At 72.1% G+C, this 16,930-nt stretch carries 14 protein-coding genes, 1 other RNA gene and 1 pseudogene; 1 reads left to right on the plus strand and 15 read right to left on the minus strand.

Features of this window, described 5'->3' with window-relative positions; genetic code table 11:
- Positions 1–74: 74 nt before the first annotated feature.
- From ftsA to mraZ, 13 genes and pseudogenes are all read right to left on the minus strand, one after another.
- On the minus strand, positions 75–1,310 hold the full coding sequence (gene ftsA, locus ON759_RS09635; protein WP_271680158.1) for a cell division protein FtsA: 1,236 nt from the start codon (positions 1,308–1,310) through the stop codon (positions 75–77).
- The gene (locus ON759_RS09640; RefSeq protein ID WP_425608471.1) at positions 1,307–2,101 is read right to left on the minus strand and encodes a cell division protein FtsQ/DivIB; all 795 of its coding nucleotides are present in this window, start codon (positions 2,099–2,101) and stop codon (positions 1,307–1,309) included. Before ON759_RS09640 ends, ftsA begins: the two co-directional genes overlap by 4 nt.
- Complete coding sequence (locus tag ON759_RS09645; protein WP_271680159.1) at positions 2,098–3,069, minus strand: D-alanine--D-alanine ligase; 972 nt, start codon at positions 3,067–3,069, stop codon at positions 2,098–2,100. The genes ON759_RS09640 and ON759_RS09645 overlap by 4 nt, the downstream gene beginning before the upstream one ends.
- Positions 3,066–4,508, minus strand: a complete 1,443-nt coding sequence (gene murC / locus ON759_RS09650; protein WP_271680160.1) for a UDP-N-acetylmuramate--L-alanine ligase — start codon at positions 4,506–4,508, stop codon at positions 3,066–3,068. The genes ON759_RS09645 and murC overlap by 4 nt, the downstream gene beginning before the upstream one ends.
- A 23-nt stretch (positions 4,509–4,531) precedes the next feature.
- A pseudogene (gene murG, locus ON759_RS09655) lies at positions 4,532–5,557 on the minus strand (undecaprenyldiphospho-muramoylpentapeptide beta-N-acetylglucosaminyltransferase); the annotation flags it as partial.
- Between the two features lie 26 nt (positions 5,558–5,583).
- Entirely contained in the window at positions 5,584–6,906 is a 1,323-nt protein-coding gene (gene ftsW, locus ON759_RS09660) for a putative lipid II flippase FtsW (protein WP_271680161.1), read from the minus strand.
- Positions 6,906–7,991: a phospho-N-acetylmuramoyl-pentapeptide-transferase gene (gene mraY, locus ON759_RS09665; protein WP_271680162.1), complete on the minus strand. Its 1,086-nt coding sequence runs from the start codon at positions 7,989–7,991 to the stop codon at positions 6,906–6,908. Before mraY ends, ftsW begins: the two co-directional genes overlap by 1 nt.
- Positions 7,981–9,423, minus strand: coding sequence for a UDP-N-acetylmuramoyl-tripeptide--D-alanyl-D-alanine ligase (locus ON759_RS09670; RefSeq protein ID WP_271680163.1), 1,443 nt, complete (start codon positions 9,421–9,423; stop codon positions 7,981–7,983). The genes mraY and ON759_RS09670 overlap by 11 nt, the downstream gene beginning before the upstream one ends.
- Complete coding sequence (locus ON759_RS09675) at positions 9,420–10,907, minus strand: UDP-N-acetylmuramoyl-L-alanyl-D-glutamate--2,6-diaminopimelate ligase (protein ID WP_271680164.1); 1,488 nt, start codon at positions 10,905–10,907, stop codon at positions 9,420–9,422. Before ON759_RS09675 ends, ON759_RS09670 begins: the two co-directional genes overlap by 4 nt.
- Positions 10,904–12,784: a peptidoglycan D,D-transpeptidase FtsI family protein gene (locus ON759_RS09680; protein ID WP_345780549.1), complete on the minus strand. Its 1,881-nt coding sequence runs from the start codon at positions 12,782–12,784 to the stop codon at positions 10,904–10,906. The genes ON759_RS09675 and ON759_RS09680 overlap by 4 nt, the downstream gene beginning before the upstream one ends.
- Positions 12,781–13,032, minus strand: coding sequence for a cell division protein FtsL (gene ftsL, locus ON759_RS09685; RefSeq protein WP_425608472.1), 252 nt, complete (start codon positions 13,030–13,032; stop codon positions 12,781–12,783). Before ftsL ends, ON759_RS09680 begins: the two co-directional genes overlap by 4 nt.
- An 11-nt stretch (positions 13,033–13,043) precedes the next feature.
- Positions 13,044–13,946 (minus strand): 16S rRNA (cytosine(1402)-N(4))-methyltransferase RsmH, encoded by a 903-nt coding sequence (gene rsmH / locus ON759_RS09690; protein ID WP_425608473.1) that lies wholly within the window; start codon positions 13,944–13,946, stop codon positions 13,044–13,046.
- A gap of 41 nt (positions 13,947–13,987) precedes the next feature.
- Positions 13,988–14,434 (minus strand): division/cell wall cluster transcriptional repressor MraZ, encoded by a 447-nt coding sequence (mraZ, locus tag ON759_RS09695; protein ID WP_271680167.1) that lies wholly within the window; start codon positions 14,432–14,434, stop codon positions 13,988–13,990.
- Between the two features lie 327 nt (positions 14,435–14,761).
- Here mraZ and ON759_RS09700 point away from each other — a divergent pair, with 327 nt between their 5' ends.
- The gene (locus ON759_RS09700; protein ID WP_271680168.1) at positions 14,762–15,520 is read left to right on the plus strand and encodes an NRDE family protein; all 759 of its coding nucleotides are present in this window, start codon (positions 14,762–14,764) and stop codon (positions 15,518–15,520) included.
- Positions 15,521–15,556: 36 nt separating this feature from the next.
- On the opposite strand, the gene rnpB is transcribed toward ON759_RS09700, so the two are convergent.
- Positions 15,557–15,981: RNase P RNA component class A (rnpB, locus tag ON759_RS09705), an RNA gene on the minus strand.
- Positions 15,982–16,038: 57 nt separating this feature from the next.
- Positions 16,039–16,869, minus strand: a complete 831-nt coding sequence (gene rsmI, locus ON759_RS09710; RefSeq protein ID WP_271680296.1) for a 16S rRNA (cytidine(1402)-2'-O)-methyltransferase — start codon at positions 16,867–16,869, stop codon at positions 16,039–16,041.
- Between the last annotated feature and the right edge of the window lie 61 nt (positions 16,870–16,930).

Here is a 16,930-nt window from a genome sequence, read left to right on the forward strand (position 1 = left end):
GTGTGGTGGTGCCGCCCGTTCGCCCGCCTTGCCGCCCGCCTCCCGCCAGCGCGCCTTCGCGCCGGCGCCGTCGCTCAGAAGGACCCGCTGTACCAGTCCTTCAATTTCTTCAGGAACCCGCCCGCGCGCCCGGCCGGGAGCACCGACCGCCGCGGGCTTTCGATCTGGCTGCCCATCAGCAGCAGGCCGACGCCGGTGGCGTGCACCGGGTTTCCGACCACTTCGCCGAGGCCGGTCACGTGCTGCGGGATGCCGATGCGCACCGGCATCTGCAGCATCTCCTCGGCCAGCTCGACCACGCCTTCCATCTTCGAGGCGCCGCCGGTGAGCACCATGCCCGCGCGCACCAGTTGCTCGAAGCCCGAGCGGCGCAGTTCCGCCTGCACCATCTCGAAGATCTCCTCGTAGCGGGCCTGCACCGCCTGCGCCAGCGCGTGGCGCGGCATGCGCCGCGGCGGGCGGTCGCCGACGCTGGGCACCTGGATGCTTTCCTCGGCACGCGCCAGCTGGGCCAGCGCGCAGGCGTAGCGGACCTTGATCTGCTCGGCCTCCGGGGTGGGCGTGCGCAGCATGTGCGCGATGTCCTCGGTCACCTTGTCGCCCGCCACCGGCAGCGAGGCCGTGTGGCAGATTGCGCCGTGCACGAACACCGCGATGTCGGTGGTGCCGGCGCCGATGTCGACCAGCACCACGCCCAGTTCCTTCTCGTCGCCGGTCAGCACCGCGGTGCTCGACGCCAGCGACGACAGCACCAGGTCGTCCACCTGCAGGCCGCAGCGCTGCACGCACTTGCTGATGTTGGCGGCGGCCGACTGCGCGCATACCACCAGGTGCGCATGCACCTCCAGGCGCACGCCGGTCATGCCGACCGGGTTGCGGATGCCTTCCTGCGAATCGTCCAGCACGTAGTCGCGCGGGATCGCGTGCAGGATCCGCTGGTCGGCCGGGATCGCGACCGCCTTGGCGGCCTCCAGCACGCGGTCGAGGTCGCCGTAGGTGACCTCGCCGTCGCGGATCGGGGCGATGCCCTGCGAATTCCGGCACTGCACGTGGTTGCCGCTGATCGAGGCGTACACGCTGCGCACCTCGCAGCCTGCCATCAGCTCGGCCTCCTCGACCGCGCGCTGGATCGACTGCACGGTGGAGTCGATGTCGACCACCACGCCGCGGCGCAGGCCGCGCGATTCGTGCGAGCCGATGCCGATCACCTCGATCGGTTCGCCCGGTGCGTATTCGCCGACCAGCGCGGTGACCTTGGAGGTCCCGATGTCCAGGCCGACGATCAGCGACTTGTCGCCCTTGCGGTTCATGTGAGTCCTTGCATCGACGTACGCCCGCGCGGCATCGCCGCGACGGGTTGGGGAAGGGAGGGGACGGCCGGCGCGGGCGCGGCCGGCTTCGGCGGATCGCCCCAGACCAGGGCGAAGCCGTTGGTGTAGCGGAGGTCGGCGCGCACCAGCCGGCGCCCGCCGTGGTCGGCGAGCAGGCGCGGCAGCAGCGGCGCGAACCGGGCCAGGCGCGACTGCGGGTCGTTGCGGCCCAGCACCACCTCGACGCCGTTGGCCAGCGCGATCGACCAGCTGCCGCGGCGATCCAGCACCACCCCGCGCACGCCGCCGCCGACCCCGGCCAGCGACTCGCGGGCCTGGCTGTACAGGGCGACCACTTCGGCGACCCGGCCATCGGGGCCATCGAGCTGCGGCAGGCCGGCCGGCACCGCGGCCCTGGCCACCGGGAACAGGCGCCCGTTCGCCGACAGCAGGCGCGCATCGCCCCAGCGCGCGAACGGGGTGTGCTCGACGATCCGCACTTCCAGCACGTCGGGCCAGTGCTTGCGCACTTCCGCGCGCTCCACCCACGGCAGCGCGAGCACGGCGGCCTGGATCCGGTCCAGCTCCACCGCGAAGAAGCCGCGGCGCGCATGCGGCAGCACGGTCGCGCGCAGGCGGGCCTCGTCGACCCGCTGCAGGTCGCCCTGCACGCGCAGGGTGCGCAGCGGCCATTGCGCACCGCCCACCCAGCCGTTGACCACGGCCACCACCGGCAGCGCGACCAGCGCCACCGCGAGCGTCCACGCCAGCAGTCGCAGCATCGCCTTCAAGCGCGCGCCTCCCCGCCGGTCGCCGGGAGGGTCTGCTCGAGGATGCGCCAGCACAGCGCCTCGAAGCCGATGCCCAACTGCCGCGCGGCCTTCGGCACCAGCGAATGGCTGGTCATGCCCGGCGCGGTGTTGACCTCCAGCAGGGTCAGCTGGCCGCCGGCGCGGTCGCGCATCACGTCGACCCGGCCCCAGCCGGTGCAGCCGGCGGCGCGGAACGCGGCCAGGGCGAGGGCGCGGATCGCGTCCTCGTCGGCGCCGTCCAGGCCCGGGCACAGGTACTGGGTGTCCTCGGCGATGTACTTCGCGTTGTAGTCGTACCACTCGCCCTTGGGGACGATGCGGATCGACGGCAGCGCAACCTCGCCGAGGATGCCGACGGTGAGCTCGTCGCCGACCACCATCTGCTCCATCAGCATCTCGCCGCCGTACGCGTTGGCGACGCGGATCGCCTCCTCGATGCCGGCCTCGTCGGTGACCCGGGCGACACCCACGCTGGAGCCCTCGCTGGACGGCTTCACGAACACCGGCAGGCCGAGCTGCAGCGCAGCCGCGCGCACGTCGGCGCCCGGCGCCAGGCGCACGAAGCGCGGCGTGGGCAGGCCGGCGCTTAGCCACACCTGCTTGGTGCGGATCTTGTCCATGGTCAGCGCGCTGGCGAGCACGCCGCAGCCGGTGTACGGCACCTCGAAGGCTTCGAGCAGGCCCTGCAGGACGCCGTCTTCGCCACCGCCCTTGTTGCCGTGCAGGATGTTGAAGACGCGGTCGAACTTGCCGTGCACCAGCGCGTCGACCAGCGCCGGGATGCCGTCCACCGCGTGCGCATCCACGCCACGCGACTGCAGCGCCTCCAGCACGTTACGGCCCGAGTCCAGCGACACCTCGCGCTCGGCGCTGGTGCCGCCCATCAGCACCGCGACGCGACCGAAGGCGCGCGGGTCGGTGGTGCGCGGGGGTGCGATCTCGCTCATGCGCCCTCCCCCACGAAGCCGTTGCGCGCGATCTGCTGCGCGGCCGCGCCGATGTCGCCCGCGCCCATCATCAGCAGCAGGTCGCCGTCGCGCAGCACGCCGGCCAGCGCGTCGCGCAGGTCGCCCGCGCCGCCGACCACCACCGGGTCGACGCGGCCGCGGGTGCGGATCGAGCGCGCCAGCGCCTTCGCGTCGGCGCCGGCGATCGGTGCTTCGCCGGCCGGGTAGACCTCGGTCAGGACCAGCGCGTCGACGGTCGACAGCACCGCCGCGAATTCGTCGAACAGGTCGCGGGTGCGCGAGTAACGATGCGGCTGGAACGCCACCACCAGGCGCTTGTCGCCCCAGCCGCCGCGCGCGGCGTCGAACACCGCCGCGAGTTCCTTGGGGTGGTGGCCGTAGTCGTCGACCAGGACCACGTCGCCGCCGCCGGCCAGCGGCAGCCTGGCCAGCTGGTTGAAGCGGCGGCCGATCCCGGCGAACTGCTCCAGCGCACGCGCGATCGCGGCGTTGTCGACGCCGAGCTGCCAGCCCACCGAGGCCGCGGCCAACGCGTTCTGCACGTTGTGCCGGCCCGGCAGGGCCAGGGTGCAGGCGGTGCGGCTGCCGTCCGGCAGGCACAGGGTGAAGTGCATGCGCGCGCCCTGCTGGCGCACGTCGTCGGCACGCACGTCGGCGTCGGCATGGAAGCCGTAGGTGACCACGTGGCGCGGCGTGGCCTCGGCCAGCGCGGCGACTTCCTCGTCGTCGATGCAGAGCACCGCCAGGCCGTAGAACGGCAGCCGGTGCAGGAACTCGGAGAACGCGGCCTTCACCCGCGCGAAGTCGCCGCCGTAGTTCTCAAGATGGTCGGCGTCGATGTTGGTGACGATCGCCACCGCCGGGTTCAGGCGCAGGAAGCTGCCGTCGCTCTCGTCGGCCTCGGCCACCAGCCAGTCGCCCTTGCCGAGCCGCGCGTTGGCGCCGGCGGCGAGCAGTTGCCCGCCGATCACGAAGGTCGGGTCCATCCCGCCCTCGGCCAGCACGCTGGCGAGCAGCGAGGTGGTGGTGGTCTTGCCGTGCGTGCCGGCCACCGCGATGCCGCGCTTGAAGCGCATCAGCTCGGCCAGCATCTCCGCGCGCGGCACCACCGGGATGCGCTGCGCGCGCGCCTCCATCAGTTCGGGGTTGTCGGGCTTGATCGCGCTGCTGACGACCACGCAGTCGGCGTCGAGCACGTTGGCGGCGGCATGCCCGCGATGCAGCGCGATGCCGAGCGAGGCCAGCCGCCGGGTGGTGGCGTTGTCGGCATTGTCCGAACCGCTGACCTGGTAGCCCAGGGTGCACAGCACTTCCGCGATGCCGCTCATGCCGACCCCGCCGATGCCGACGAAGTGCACGCGCGGGAACGCCTTGGCGAGGTCGCCGATCTGCTGCAGGCGCTTGCTGTAGGCGGACATCAGGCGGCTTCCTTGAGGGTGGCGAGGACCGCGTCGGCGACGCGGTCGGCGGCGTCCGGCATGGCCAGCGCACGCGCGGCCTCGGCCATCGCCAGCCGGCGCGCCGGGTCGCGGGCGAGGCCGTCGAGCACCTCGCGCAGGCGCGTCGCCAGCGCGTCGTCCTGCGCCACCAGCAGCGCGGCGCCGCGCTCGACCAGGTATTCGGCATTGCGGGTCTGGTGGTCGTCGACCGCCTGCGGAAACGGCACCAGCACGCTGCCGACGCCGACCGCGCAGAGCTCGGCCAGGGTCAGCGCACCGGCGCGGCAGACGACGAGGTCGGCATGCGCGTAGGCGGCGGCCATGTCGGCGATGAAGGGCTCCACCTGCGCGACCACGCCGGCCTCGGCATAGGCGGTGCGCGCTTCGTCGAGGAGCTTCTCGCCGGCCTGGTGGACGACCGCCACCGGCAGCCCCAGCGCCGCGACCGCCTGCGGCACGGCGCGATTCAACGCGCGTGCGCCTTGGCTGCCGCCGAGCACCAGCAGCCGCAACGGACCAGCGTGCGCGAAGTCACGAGCCGCGGGCGGCGGCACCTGCGCGATCTGCGCGCGCACCGGGTTGCCGACGTGCACCTCGCGGGCGAAGGTCTGCGGGAAACCGACCAGCACCTGGCGCGCGACCGCGGCCAGCACCTTGTTGGTCAGGCCGGCGGCCCGGTTCTGTTCGTGCACCAGCAGCGGGATGCCGGCGATCCGCGCGGCGATCCCGCCCGGCCCCGCGGCATAGCCGCCGAAGCTCACCACTGCGTCGGGCTTGCGCTGGCGCAGCACGCGCGCCGCGTCGCGGACCGCGCGCAGCACGCGCAGCGGTGCCGACAGCAAGGTCGCCACGCCCTTGCCGCGGAGGCCGGCGACCGCGATGGTGTCGATCGCGATGTCGTGCGGCGGCACCAGCCGGGTCTCCATGCCGCCCGCCGCACCCAGCCAGCGCACCTCGGCGCCGCGCGCGCGCAGCGCCTGCGCGACCGCGAGGCCGGGGAAGATGTGGCCACCGGTGCCGCCGGCCATGATCGTCACCAGGGGCGCGCGGGCGTTCAACGCGGCCTCCGCGGGGCACCCGCGCCGAGGTCCATCGCCGCGCCCAGCACCGGCTCCACCCGCTGGCGCAGGCGGCTGGTGCCGCGGTTGGCGGCCTCCGCCGGCAGCGGCGGTTGCGAGGTCGCCGGCGCGCTGCCGACGCTCGGCTGGCTGGCCACGCCGCGCAGCTTCGCGACCTGGCGCGCGGCGCGGTCGTATTCGTAGGAGACGCGCAGCAGCACGCCGAGCGCGGCGCAGGTCATCAGCACGCTGGAACCGCCGGAGGAAATCAGCGGCAGGGTCAGGCCCTTGGTCGGCAGCATGCCCAGGTTTACGCCCATCGAGACCAGGCTCTGCAGGCTCATCCACAAGGCCACGCCGAAGGCGATGTAGGCGGCGAAGTGGCGCTTCATCTCGGCGCACTTCAGGCCCAGCCAGAACGCGCGACCGGCCAGCAGCGCGTACATCCCGATCACCAGGCACACGCCGACCAGCCCCAGTTCCTCGGCGATCACCGAGAAGATGAAGTCGGTATGCGCCTCCGGCAGGTAGGAGAGCTTCTGCACCGAGGCGCCGAGGCCGACGCCGAACCATTCGCCGCGGCCGATCGCCATCAGCGCGTTGCTGAGCTGGTAGCCCGCGCCCAGCTGGTCCTGCCACGGGTCCATGAACGAGGTCACGCGGCGCATGCGGTAGGGCTCGAACACCACCAGCAGCACCAGCGCCGGCAGCATCAGCAGGATCGGCAGCGCGATGCGCCGCACCGGCGCGCCGCCGAGCACCAGCATGCAGGCGGTGATCCCGAGCAGCAGCACCGACGAACCGAAATCGGGCTGCGCGAGCAGCAGGACCACCAGCATGCCGACCACGCCGACCGGCTTGAGCATCGCGTACCAGGTGACCGCCACGTCCTCGCTGAAGCGCTTGAGGTAGCTGGCCAGCCACACGATGTAGAGCAGCTTGACCGCCTCCACCGCCTGGAAGTTGGACACGCCGAGGTTGATCCAGCGGCGCGCGCCGTTGACGGTCTTGCCGATCCCGGGCACGAACACCAGCAGCAGCAGGATCGCGCAGGCCAGCAGCAGCAGGCGGCTGTGCTGCTCCACCCACTTCAGCTCGGTGCGCATCGCGATCGTCGCCAGCACCAGCCCGCCGGCGAGGAACATCGCGTGGCGGCTGAGGAAGTACCACGGGCCGGCATCCACGCCGCCGCCGGCGATCGCCGCCGAGCCGACCATCACCACGCCCATGCAGGCGAGCGCGATCGACACCCCGAGCAGCCACGGGTCGAAGCGGCCGCCGATGGCGTCGAGGCGGGTGGCTTGGCGCAGGTCGTCCATCAACGCACCTTCAACGTGGCCAGCCCGACCAGCACCAGCACCACGCTGATGATCCAGAAGCGCACGATCACCCGCGGCTCCGGCCAGCCCTTCAGCTCGAAGTGGTGGTGGATCGGCGCCATCCGGAACACGCGCTTGCCGGTCAGCTTGAACGACGCCACCTGGATCATCACCGACAGGGTCTCGATGACGAAGATGCCGCCCATGATCACCAGCACCAGTTCCTGGCGCACGATCACCGCGATGGTGCCGAGCACCGCGCCCAGCGCCAGCGCGCCGATGTCGCCCATGAACACCATCGCCGGGTAGGTGTTGAACCACAGGAAGCCGAGGCCGGCGCCGGCGATCGCCGCGCAGATGATCACCAGCTCGCCCGCGCCCGGCACCCGCGGGATCTGCAGGTATTCGGCGAACACCGCGTTGCCGGAGGCGTAGGCGAACACGCCCAGCGCGCAGGCGACCAGCACGGTGGGCATGATCGCCAGCCCGTCGAGGCCGTCGGTGAGGTTGACCGCGTTGGAGAAGCCGACGATCCAGAAGTAGGCGATCGCCACGAAGCTGATCCCGACCAGCGGCAGCGCCACCGACTTGAACAGCGGCACGTAGAAGGTGGTCGCCGCCGGGACGTCGGCGTAGGCGTAGAGGTAGATGCCGGCGGCCAGGCCCAGCAGCGACTGCAGCGCGTACTTGGTGCGCGAGCGCATGCCGTTGGGATCGCGCTTGACGATCTTGATCCAGTCGTCCCACCAGCCGATCGCGCCGAAGCCGACCATCACCACCAGCACCACCCACACGTACTTGTTGCGCAGGTCGCCCCACAGCAGGACCGCGGCGGCCACGGTCAGCAGGATCAGCGCGCCGCCCATGGTCGGCGTGCCGGCCTTGGAGAAGTGCGATTGAGGCCCGTCCTTGCGGATCGGCTGGCCGCCCTTGAGCTGGGCCAGGCGGCGGATCATCGCCGGGCCCCACCACAGCGAGAACGCGAGCGCGGTCAGCGCGGCCAGGATCGCGCGGAAGGTCAGGTAGGCGAACAGGCCGAAGTGGCTTTGCAGTTGCTCCAGCCAGCGGGTCAGTTCAAGCAGCATCGGCGTTTCCCCCGGCCTCGTCGGCCTCGCGCTGCAGGAGCGCCTTCACGATCGTGTCCATCGCGCTGCCGCGCGACCCCTTGACCAGCACCCGCACGCCCGCGCGCAGCGCCGGCGCCAGCGCATCGACGAGCCCCGCATGCGACGCGAACACCGCGCCACCGGCGCCGAACGCATGCGCGGCATGCGCGCTCAACGCGCCCAGCGCGTACAGCCGGGCGATGCCGGCGGCCTTGGCCTGCGCCCCCACCTGCGCGTGCAGGGCCGCCTCGTCCGGGCCCAGTTCGCGCATGTCGCCGAGCACCAGCCAGGCTTCCTCGCCTTCGGCGGTGGCCGCGGCCAATGCCTCGATCGCGGCGGCCATCGAGCCGGGATTGGCGTTGTAGCTGTCGTCCACCAGCATCGCGCCGCTGCGCAGCCGGCGCGCCTGCTGGCGGCCCGCGACCGTGCGCGCATCGCCCAGGCCGGCGGCGATCGTGGCCGGGTCCAGCCCCAGCGCATGCCCGACCGCGGCGGCGGCCAGCGCATTGCGCACGTTGTGGCGGCCCGGCAGCGCCAGCGCCACCTCGGCCTCGCCACGCGGGGTGGCCAGCACGAAGCGGCTGCCCTCGCCGGCCAGGACGATGTCGCGCGCGGCGACGTCCGCATCGTGGTCCAGCCCGAAGCGCACGACGGCATGGCCACCCGCGCGCTGCGCGAAGTACGGCGCGAACGCGTCGTCGGCGTTCACCACCGCGCTGCCGCCATCGCGCAGGTCGTCGTAGACCGCGGCCTTGGTGTTGGCGATCTCCAGCAGGCTGCCCATCCGCTCCAGGTGCGCCGGCGCCACGTTGTTGACCAAGCCGACGTGGGGCCGGGCGATGGCGGTGAGGTAGGCGATGTCGCCCGGCGCGCCGGTGCCCATCTCGTAGATCGCGAAGTCCGCGTCCTCGGGCGCGTCGAGCACCGCCAGCGGCATCCCGATCTCGTTGTTGCGGTTGCCCGGCGTGGCATGCACGCGGCCGGCGCGGGCCAGCACCGCGGCGACCAGCGTCTTGACGCTGGTCTTGCCGTTGCTGCCGGTGATCGCGACCACCTTGCCGTGGCGGCGCGCGCGCATCGCCGCCGTGGCCATGTCGGCCAATGCGCGCTGGGTGTCGGCGACCACCACCTGCGGGATGCCGGCCTCGACCTCGCGCGCGACCAGCGCGGCGACGCAGCCGCCGGCCACGGCGGTGGCGACGTGGTCGTGGCCGTCGAAGTTCGCGCCCTTGAGCGCCACGAACAGCGTGCCCCCATCCGCCCTGCGGGCACCTTCCCCCGCTTGCGGGGGAAGGGAAGACAGGGGCGGCAGCGCGCGGGTGTCGGTGGCGACGGCATCGACCTCGCGGTCGCCGCCGACCAGGCGGCCGCCGGTCGCCTCGGCGATCCAGGCCAGGCTGCGCCGGATCATCGCGCCTCCTCCGCCGCGCGCGCGCGCAGCAGGTCGCGGGCGACCTCGGTGTCGTCGAACGGATGGCGGATGCCGTCGATCTCCTGGTACGGCTCGTGGCCCTTGCCGGCGACCAGCACCACGTCGTCGGCGCCGGCCTCGGCGATCGCCAGCGCGATGGCGCGGGCGCGGTCGCGCTGCACCACGACCCGCGACGGATCGGCGAAACCGGAGAGGATGCCGGTGACGATGGCATCGCCATCCTCGCGGCGCGGATTGTCGTCGGTGACCACCACGCGGTCGGCCAGCCGTTCGGCGATCGCGGCCATCTGCGGGCGCTTGCCGGTGTCGCGCTCGCCGCCGCAGCCGAACACGCACAGCAGGCGGCCGGCGGTGTGGCCGCGCAGCGAGGCCAGCGCCTGTTCCAGCGCGTCCGGGGTATGCGCGTAGTCGATGACCACCAGCGGCTGCCCGGCCTCGCCGCCGAGGCGGTTCATGCGGCCGTCGACCGGCACCAGCTGCGACAGCGTTTCGGCGACCAGCGCCGGCGCCATGCCCAGCGCGAACAACGTAGCCGCGACCGCGAGCAGGTTGTCGACGTTGAAGCGGCCGAGCAGCGGCGAACGCACCGGGTGCGCCTGCCCGCCGGCATGCAGCATGAAGCGGATGCCGCGGCCATCCAGGTGCAGGTCCTCGGCGCGCACGCTGGCGCCGGCGGCACCGCGGGAGGAGAAGCCGATCGCGTGGACCTTGCCGCCGACCGCGGCGAACAGCTCGCGGCCGAACGCGTCGTCCAGGTTGACCGCGGCGGCGCGCAGGCCCGGCCAGTCGAACAAGCGCGCCTTGGCCGCGCCGTAGCTGGCCATGTCGCCGTGGTAGTCGAGGTGGTCGCGGGTGAGGTTCGTGAACACGCCGACGTCGAAGTGCACACCGTCCACGCGCCCCTGGTCGAGCGCGTGCGAAGACACTTCCATCGCCACCGCCTGCGCGCCTTCGTCGCGCAACTCGGCCAGCAAGGCATGCAGGCGCAGCACCAGCGGCGTGGTGAAGCCGGTGGGCACGATCTTCGGCCACACCCCGGCGCCCAGCGTGCCGACGGTGCCGGCCTTCTGGCCGCGCAGGGTCCAGGCCTGCGCCAGCAACTGCACGGTCGAGGTCTTGCCGTTGGTGCCGGTGACGCCCACCGTGGTCATGGCCGCGCTGGGCTGGCCATGGAACTGGTCGGCCATCGCGCCCATGCGCTTGCGCAGGCCGGGCACGGCGATTGCGTCGTCCGGGGCCGGCAGGTCGTCCGGGGCCGGCGGTTCGAACAGGATCGCGGAGGCGCCTGCGGCGCGCGCGGCGTCCACGAAATGCAGGCCATGCGCACCGAAGCCGGCGATCGCGACGAACGCATCGCCCGGCGCGACCTCGCGGCTGTCCTGCACCAGGCCGGTCACCGCAAGTTCCGCCGACAGCCCTTCCAGCTCCGGCAGCAGTTCGCTGAGCAGCATCGCGCGGGTCATTGCGGCGCCCTCGCGCCAGCGGCGACGGGCGTCGGCAGCGCCGGCGCCGTGGCGGCGTTGGCGGGCTTGCGCTTGGCCTCGGCGGCGGCCTGCGCGGCCAGCCAGGTCTCAAGGTTGTCCGGCGCCACGTCCATCAGCCGCAGCGCGCCTTCCATCGTGTTGCGGAACACCGGCGCCGACACTGAACCGCCGGTGTAACCCTTGCGGCCCGGATCCGGGTCGTTGACCATCACCACCATCGCGAAGCGCGGCTTGTCCACCGGCACCAGGCCGGCGAAGTAGCCGATGTAGCGCCGCGAATACCCGCCGGCGCTGGCCTTGCGCGAGGTGCCGGTCTTGCCGGCCACGTGGTAGCCGAGGATCGCGGCTTGGGTGGCGGTGCCGCCGGGCTCGGTGACGGTCTGCATCATGCGCAGCACCTCGCCGGCGATCTTCGGGTCCAGCACCTGCCGCGGCTCGCCGTGCTGCCCCTTGATGAAGCTCGGCGGGATCAGCTTGCCGCCATTGCCCAGCGCGGCGTACGCGGTGGCGATCTGCAACGGGGTGACGCTCAACGCGTACCCGTAGCTCATGGTCTGCTTGCTGGTGCCGTCCCAGCGGTCCGGCGCCGGGAACACGCCGGCGGACTCGCCCGGGAACCCGCTGCCGGTGCGCTGGCCGTAGCCGAAGCGCTTCACGAACTCGTAGAACTGGCTGTTGCCCAGGCGGTGCACGATCATCGCCGCGCCGACGTTGGAGCTCTTGCGGATGACCCCGGTGGTGTCCAGCACGCCGTAGTTGTGGGTGTCGGTGGTGCGGTAGCGGCCGTTCGGGATCCAGCCCGGATTGGTGTTGAACAGCGAAGCCGGGGTGATCACGCCGGCTTCCAGGCCCGCGGCCACGGTCAGCGGCTTCATGGTCGAACCCGGCTCGAACAGATCGGTCACCGCGCGGTTGCGGTGCGCGTCGCGCGGGCCGCCACCCACCGCATTCGGGTTGAAGGTCGGCAGGTTGGTCATCGCCAGCACCTCGCCAGTGGCGACGTCCAGCACCACCGCCGAGCCGCTGCTCGCGCCGGTCTCCTGCAGGGCGGTGCGCAGCTCGCGATGGGCGAGGAACTGGATGCGGCGGTCGATGCTGAGCGCGAGGTCGTGCCCGGGCTGCGCCGGGCGCAGCAGGTCCACGTTCTCGACGATGCGGCCGCGGCGGTCGCGGATCACGCGCTTGGCGCCCGGGGTGCCGCGCAACCAGTCGTCGAACGCCAGCTCCAGCCCTTCCTGGCCGCGGTCGTCGATGTTGGTGAAACCGAGCACGTGCGCCACCGCCTCGCCCTGCGGGTAGAAGCGGCGGTATTCGCGCTGCGAGGACACGCCCGGGATCTCCAGCGCCAGGATGCGCTTGGCCTCGTCCGGGTTGATGCGGCGCTTGAGGAACACGAACTCCTTGTCGGCGCGCTGGCTCAGCCGGGTCGCCAACTCGTCCTGCGGCATGCCCAGCGCCTGCGCCAGCGCCGGCAGGCGCGCCGGCGACTTCAGCAGTTCCTTGGGGTTGGCCCAGATCGACTCCACCGGCGAGGAGATCGCCAGCGGTTCGCCGTTGCGGTCGGTGATCATCCCGCGCGACACCGCGATCGGCAGTTCGCGCAGGAAGCGGGCATCGCCCTGCTGCTGGTAGAAGGCCTTGTCGATCACCTGCAGGTCCAGCGCGCGCGCCAGCAGCGCGACCGAGCACAGGCCCAGCGCGCCACCCACCAGCAGCAGGCGGCGACGCAGGTCGAACACCACGCGCTGCGCGCGCGGGCGGGCGGACGGCGCGCGCGCGGATTCGCGACGCGCGCGCTCGCGGCGGTCGGGATCGTCGTTGCCCGCGAACGGCCAGGGGAAGGGCGGGCGCTTCATCGACGCAGCACCACGATGTCTTCGGTGCGCGGGAACACCATCCCCAGGCGCATCCGCGCGACCTGGTCGACGCGGTTGCTCTCCGCCCACGTCGCCTGCTCCAGCTGCAGGCGGCCGAACTCGATGTTGAGCTCGTCGCGCGCCTTCTCGAGGCGGTTGAGGGCCACGAAACCCTGCCGATGCTCGTGGCGGTCGCGCACGATCAGCAGGGCGGTGGCCACGTTGGCGGCCACCAGCAGGCCGAGCATGAAGGCGCCCTTCATGCGGCCTCCCGCAGGCGTTCGGCGACGCGCAGCACCGCGCTGCGCGCGCGCGGGTTGGCCGACAGCTCGACGTCGCCGGCCTTCTGCGCGCCGCCGAGCAGGCGCAGGGCCGGGGTGAACGCGACCTCGACCGGCATCCGCCGGTTCGCCGGCGGCGCCTTGGCGTGGCGTGCCATGAACTGCTTGACGATGCGGTCTTCCAGCGAATGGAAGCTGATCACCGCCAGCCGCCCGCCCGGCTTCAGCCGCGCCATCGCGGCATCCAGCCCCAGCTCGAGGTCGGCCAGCTCGCGGTTCACGTGGATGCGGATCGCCTGGAAGCTGCGGGTCGCCGGATGGATCTTGCTGTCGCCACGCGGCATCACCGATGCGATCAGCGCCGCCAGCTGCGCGGTGCGCTCGAGCGGCGCCTGCCCGCGCTGGGCGACGATCGCGCGGGCGATGCGCCGGCTCTGGCGCTCCTCGCCGTGGATCCACAGCACGTCGGCGATCTCGCGCTCGTCGGCGCGCGCCAGCCATGCCGCCGCGCTCTCGCCGGAATCGGGGTCCATGCGCATGTCGAGCGGGCCGTCCTTGCCAAACGAGAACCCGCGCTCGGCGACGTCGAGCTGCGGCGAGGACACGCCCAGGTCGAACAGCACGCCATCCAGGCCGGCATCGGCCAGGGGCCAGGTGGCGAGGTCGGCGAAGCTGCCGCGGCGCCAGGCGACGCGCGCATCCGCGGCGGCCAGCGCGCTGGCCACGGCGATCGCTTCGGGATCCTTGTCCATCACCAGCAGGCGCCCTCCGGGCCCGAGTCGCTGCAATACCCCGCGGGCGTGTCCGCCACGCCCGAACGTGCCATCCAGGTAGGTTCCATCCGCCTTCACCGCGAGGCCCTCCATGACCTCCGCGAACATCACCGGCAGGTGGGCAGGCACCGGGCCCGCGCCACCGCCGCTCACAACGCCAAGTCCCGCAGGTCCTCGCCCAGGTCGGCATCCCCGAGGGTCTGCCGGATCTGCGCGTGGTGCGCCTGCTCGCTCCAGAGTTCGAACTTGTCGCCCATCCCCAGCAGCACCGCCTTCTTCTCGATGCCGACCGCGCTGCGATGGCTGGCGGGCAGGGAGATCCGGCTGTTGCCGTCGGGTTCCACGAAGGTCGCCGCGCCGACCAGCTTCAGCTGCAGCAGGCGGCTGGTCTTCTGCACCCGCGGCAGGGCATTGACCTGATCACGGACCTTTTCCCAGACGGGATACGGGTACAGGTAGAGGCAGCCCGCCTCGAACGGGCTGTAGGTCACCACCAGGCGGTTCCCGCAAGCACGCGCGACGAGCTCCCGGTAGGCGGTCGGAATCGCCAGCCGGCCCTTGTCGTCGATGGTGATGGCGGTTTCGCCCTGGAACATGCCCCTGCCCTGTCGCCCCCGTCTGTTGCGGAGTTCATGACGGAAAAACCACTAAAAACCCGGTTTCCCCACGAGAGACCACATTAGGCAGCCCCCTATCCCTTGTCAACAACTCCGTGCACGGAATTTCGCCTTTCCCTTCAACGACTTGCAGCAATCTTCAGAGACTTGTTCAAGCTTTATCCACAAGCTGCTGTTTTGTCTCAAATTTTGAGATTCCGTGACCTTTGGCCCACTCCTGTGCGTGCTCCGGACTTCGCCCGATGCCGGGTGCTGCATTGCAATAAATGAACACGTCGCGGACCGGGTTGCGGCGAGAATGGCGGGATGTGCGTCGTCGCCTTCGCCTGGTCCGCCCATCCCCGCTGGCGCTTCGTGCTGGCCGGCAACCGGGATGAGTTCCATGGCCGTCCCACGGCGCCGCTGGCGCGTTGGCCGGACGCCGGGCTCCTCGCCGGCCGCGACCTGCAGTCGGGCGGCACCTGGGTGGGGATCGGACCGGCAGGCAAGGTGGCGGTGGTCACCAATGTCCGCGACGGCCTGCCCCCACCCCACGCAGGCCCCTCGCGCGGCGCCCTGCCGGTGCGCTTCCTGGCCGGCGACCTCGACGCCGAGGCCTGCACCGCCGCGCTGGAGCCGACGGCCGCGGCGTATGCGCCCTTCCACCTGGTCCTGGCCGATGCCGGGGGCTGCTGGCACCTGGGCAACCACCCGCCCGGGCGCGAGCGGTTGGCATCGGGCGTGCACGGCATCTCGAACGGGCGTCTGGACGCACCCTGGCCGAAGACGCGCAGGCTCGCCTCGGCGTTGGACGATTGGCTGGAAGCGGGCACCGACGATCCCGAAGCGCTGTGGGTGGCGCTGGCCGACGAGCGCCCGGCCGACGACGACGCGCTGCCGGACACCGGCGTCGGCCTCGCGCTGGAACGCACGCTGTCGCCGGTCTTCATCCGCGGACCCCGCTACGGCACCCGCGCGAGCACCCTCATCGCCGTCGACCATGCGGGCCGCGCGGTCATCCACGAGCGCCGGTTTGGGCCGGGCGGCACGCCCGAAGGCGAGACCCGGCTGGCGCTGGATCCCTGAAAGCGCCATGCCCGCAAGGGCATGGCCGGGAAAAAGGGGCGGAGCCAACCGATAAGCCGGGTTCTGTTCGGCGCGAACGCCGCGACAGTCATTCCTCTACGCGCAGCGTCACCGCTACGCTCCAGCAGCCTACCCGGACCCGACGCGGGCAACGTCTTGGGGTCCCTATTTGGCCTTGCTCCCGGTGGGGTTTGCCGTGCCGGCCTGTTGCCAGGCTCGCGGTGCGCTCTTACCGCACCATTTCACCCTTGCCTGCCCCTGCCTCCGCCTTGCGGCGGTGCGGAGCACTTTGTCGGACTTCGTCCGACACGTGTTCCGCAGCGGCAGGGACATCGGCGGTATCTTTCTGTTGCACTTTCCGTCGACTTGCGCCGCCCAGGCGTTACCTGGCACCGTGCCCTGTGGAGCCCGGACTTTCCTCGGCATCGATGGCTCGATGACGCGACTGTCTGGTCGGCTCCGCCGGTGGGCATTCTCGCACGCAGGCGCCATGCGCCGCGAATCGCGCGATGCCGGGATCAGCCGCCGTACAGCGCCTTGCGCGGCGCACCCGAGAGGTCGGCCGCCAGCTTGGCGGCGGTCGAGGGCGGCAGGTGCTCGCACAGGCGCGCATATAGCCGGCGTCCTTCGGCTACCTTCGCATCGGCCGCTTCGGGCGCGCCCTGCACCAGCACCACGAACTCGCCCTTGCGCTGGTTCGCGTCCTCGCGCACGCGCCGGGCCAGCCCGGCGAGGCCGCCATCCAGCACCGTCTCGAACAGCTTGGTGAGCTCGCGCGCGACGACCGCGGGCCGATCGTCGCCGAAGGCCATCGCCATGTCGGCGAGGGTCTCCTCGATGCGGTGCGACGATTCGTAGAAGATCAGCGTGCGCGGCTCGGCGGCGAGCGCCTGCAGGTGCTCGCGGCGCGCCTTGGCCTTCGCCGACAGGAAACCTTCGAACACGAAGCGGTCGCTGGGCAGGCCGGCCGCGCTCAGGGCCGCCACCAACGCGCTCGGACCGGGCACGGGGCTGACCCGCACCCCGGCGGCGCGGGCCGCCCGCACCAGCCGGAAGCCGGGGTCGCTGACCAGCGGGGTGCCGGCATCGGACACCAGCGCCAGCGAGTCGCCGGCCAGCAGGCGCGCCACCAGCGGCGCGGCGGCATCGCCCTCGTTGTGCTCGTGCAGGGCCAGCAACGGGCGCTCCAGCCCGAAATGCGCCAGCAACTGGCGGGTGTGCCGGGTGTCCTCGGCGCAGATCGCGTCCACCCGCTTCAGCGTCTCCAGCGCGCGCGGGCTGAGGTCGCCCAGGTTGCCGATCGGGGTGGCCACCACGTGGAGCGTCCCGGACCCCGCTTGTGCCGCCATCTGCATCGCCGTCCTTCACTGCCTGCGCGGGTAGAATCCTAGCCGGTTCCCGAACGAGCGC

The sequence above is a fragment of the Thermomonas mangrovi genome (assembly GCF_028201335.1).
Taxonomy (GTDB): domain Bacteria; phylum Pseudomonadota; class Gammaproteobacteria; order Xanthomonadales; family Xanthomonadaceae; genus Thermomonas; species Thermomonas mangrovi.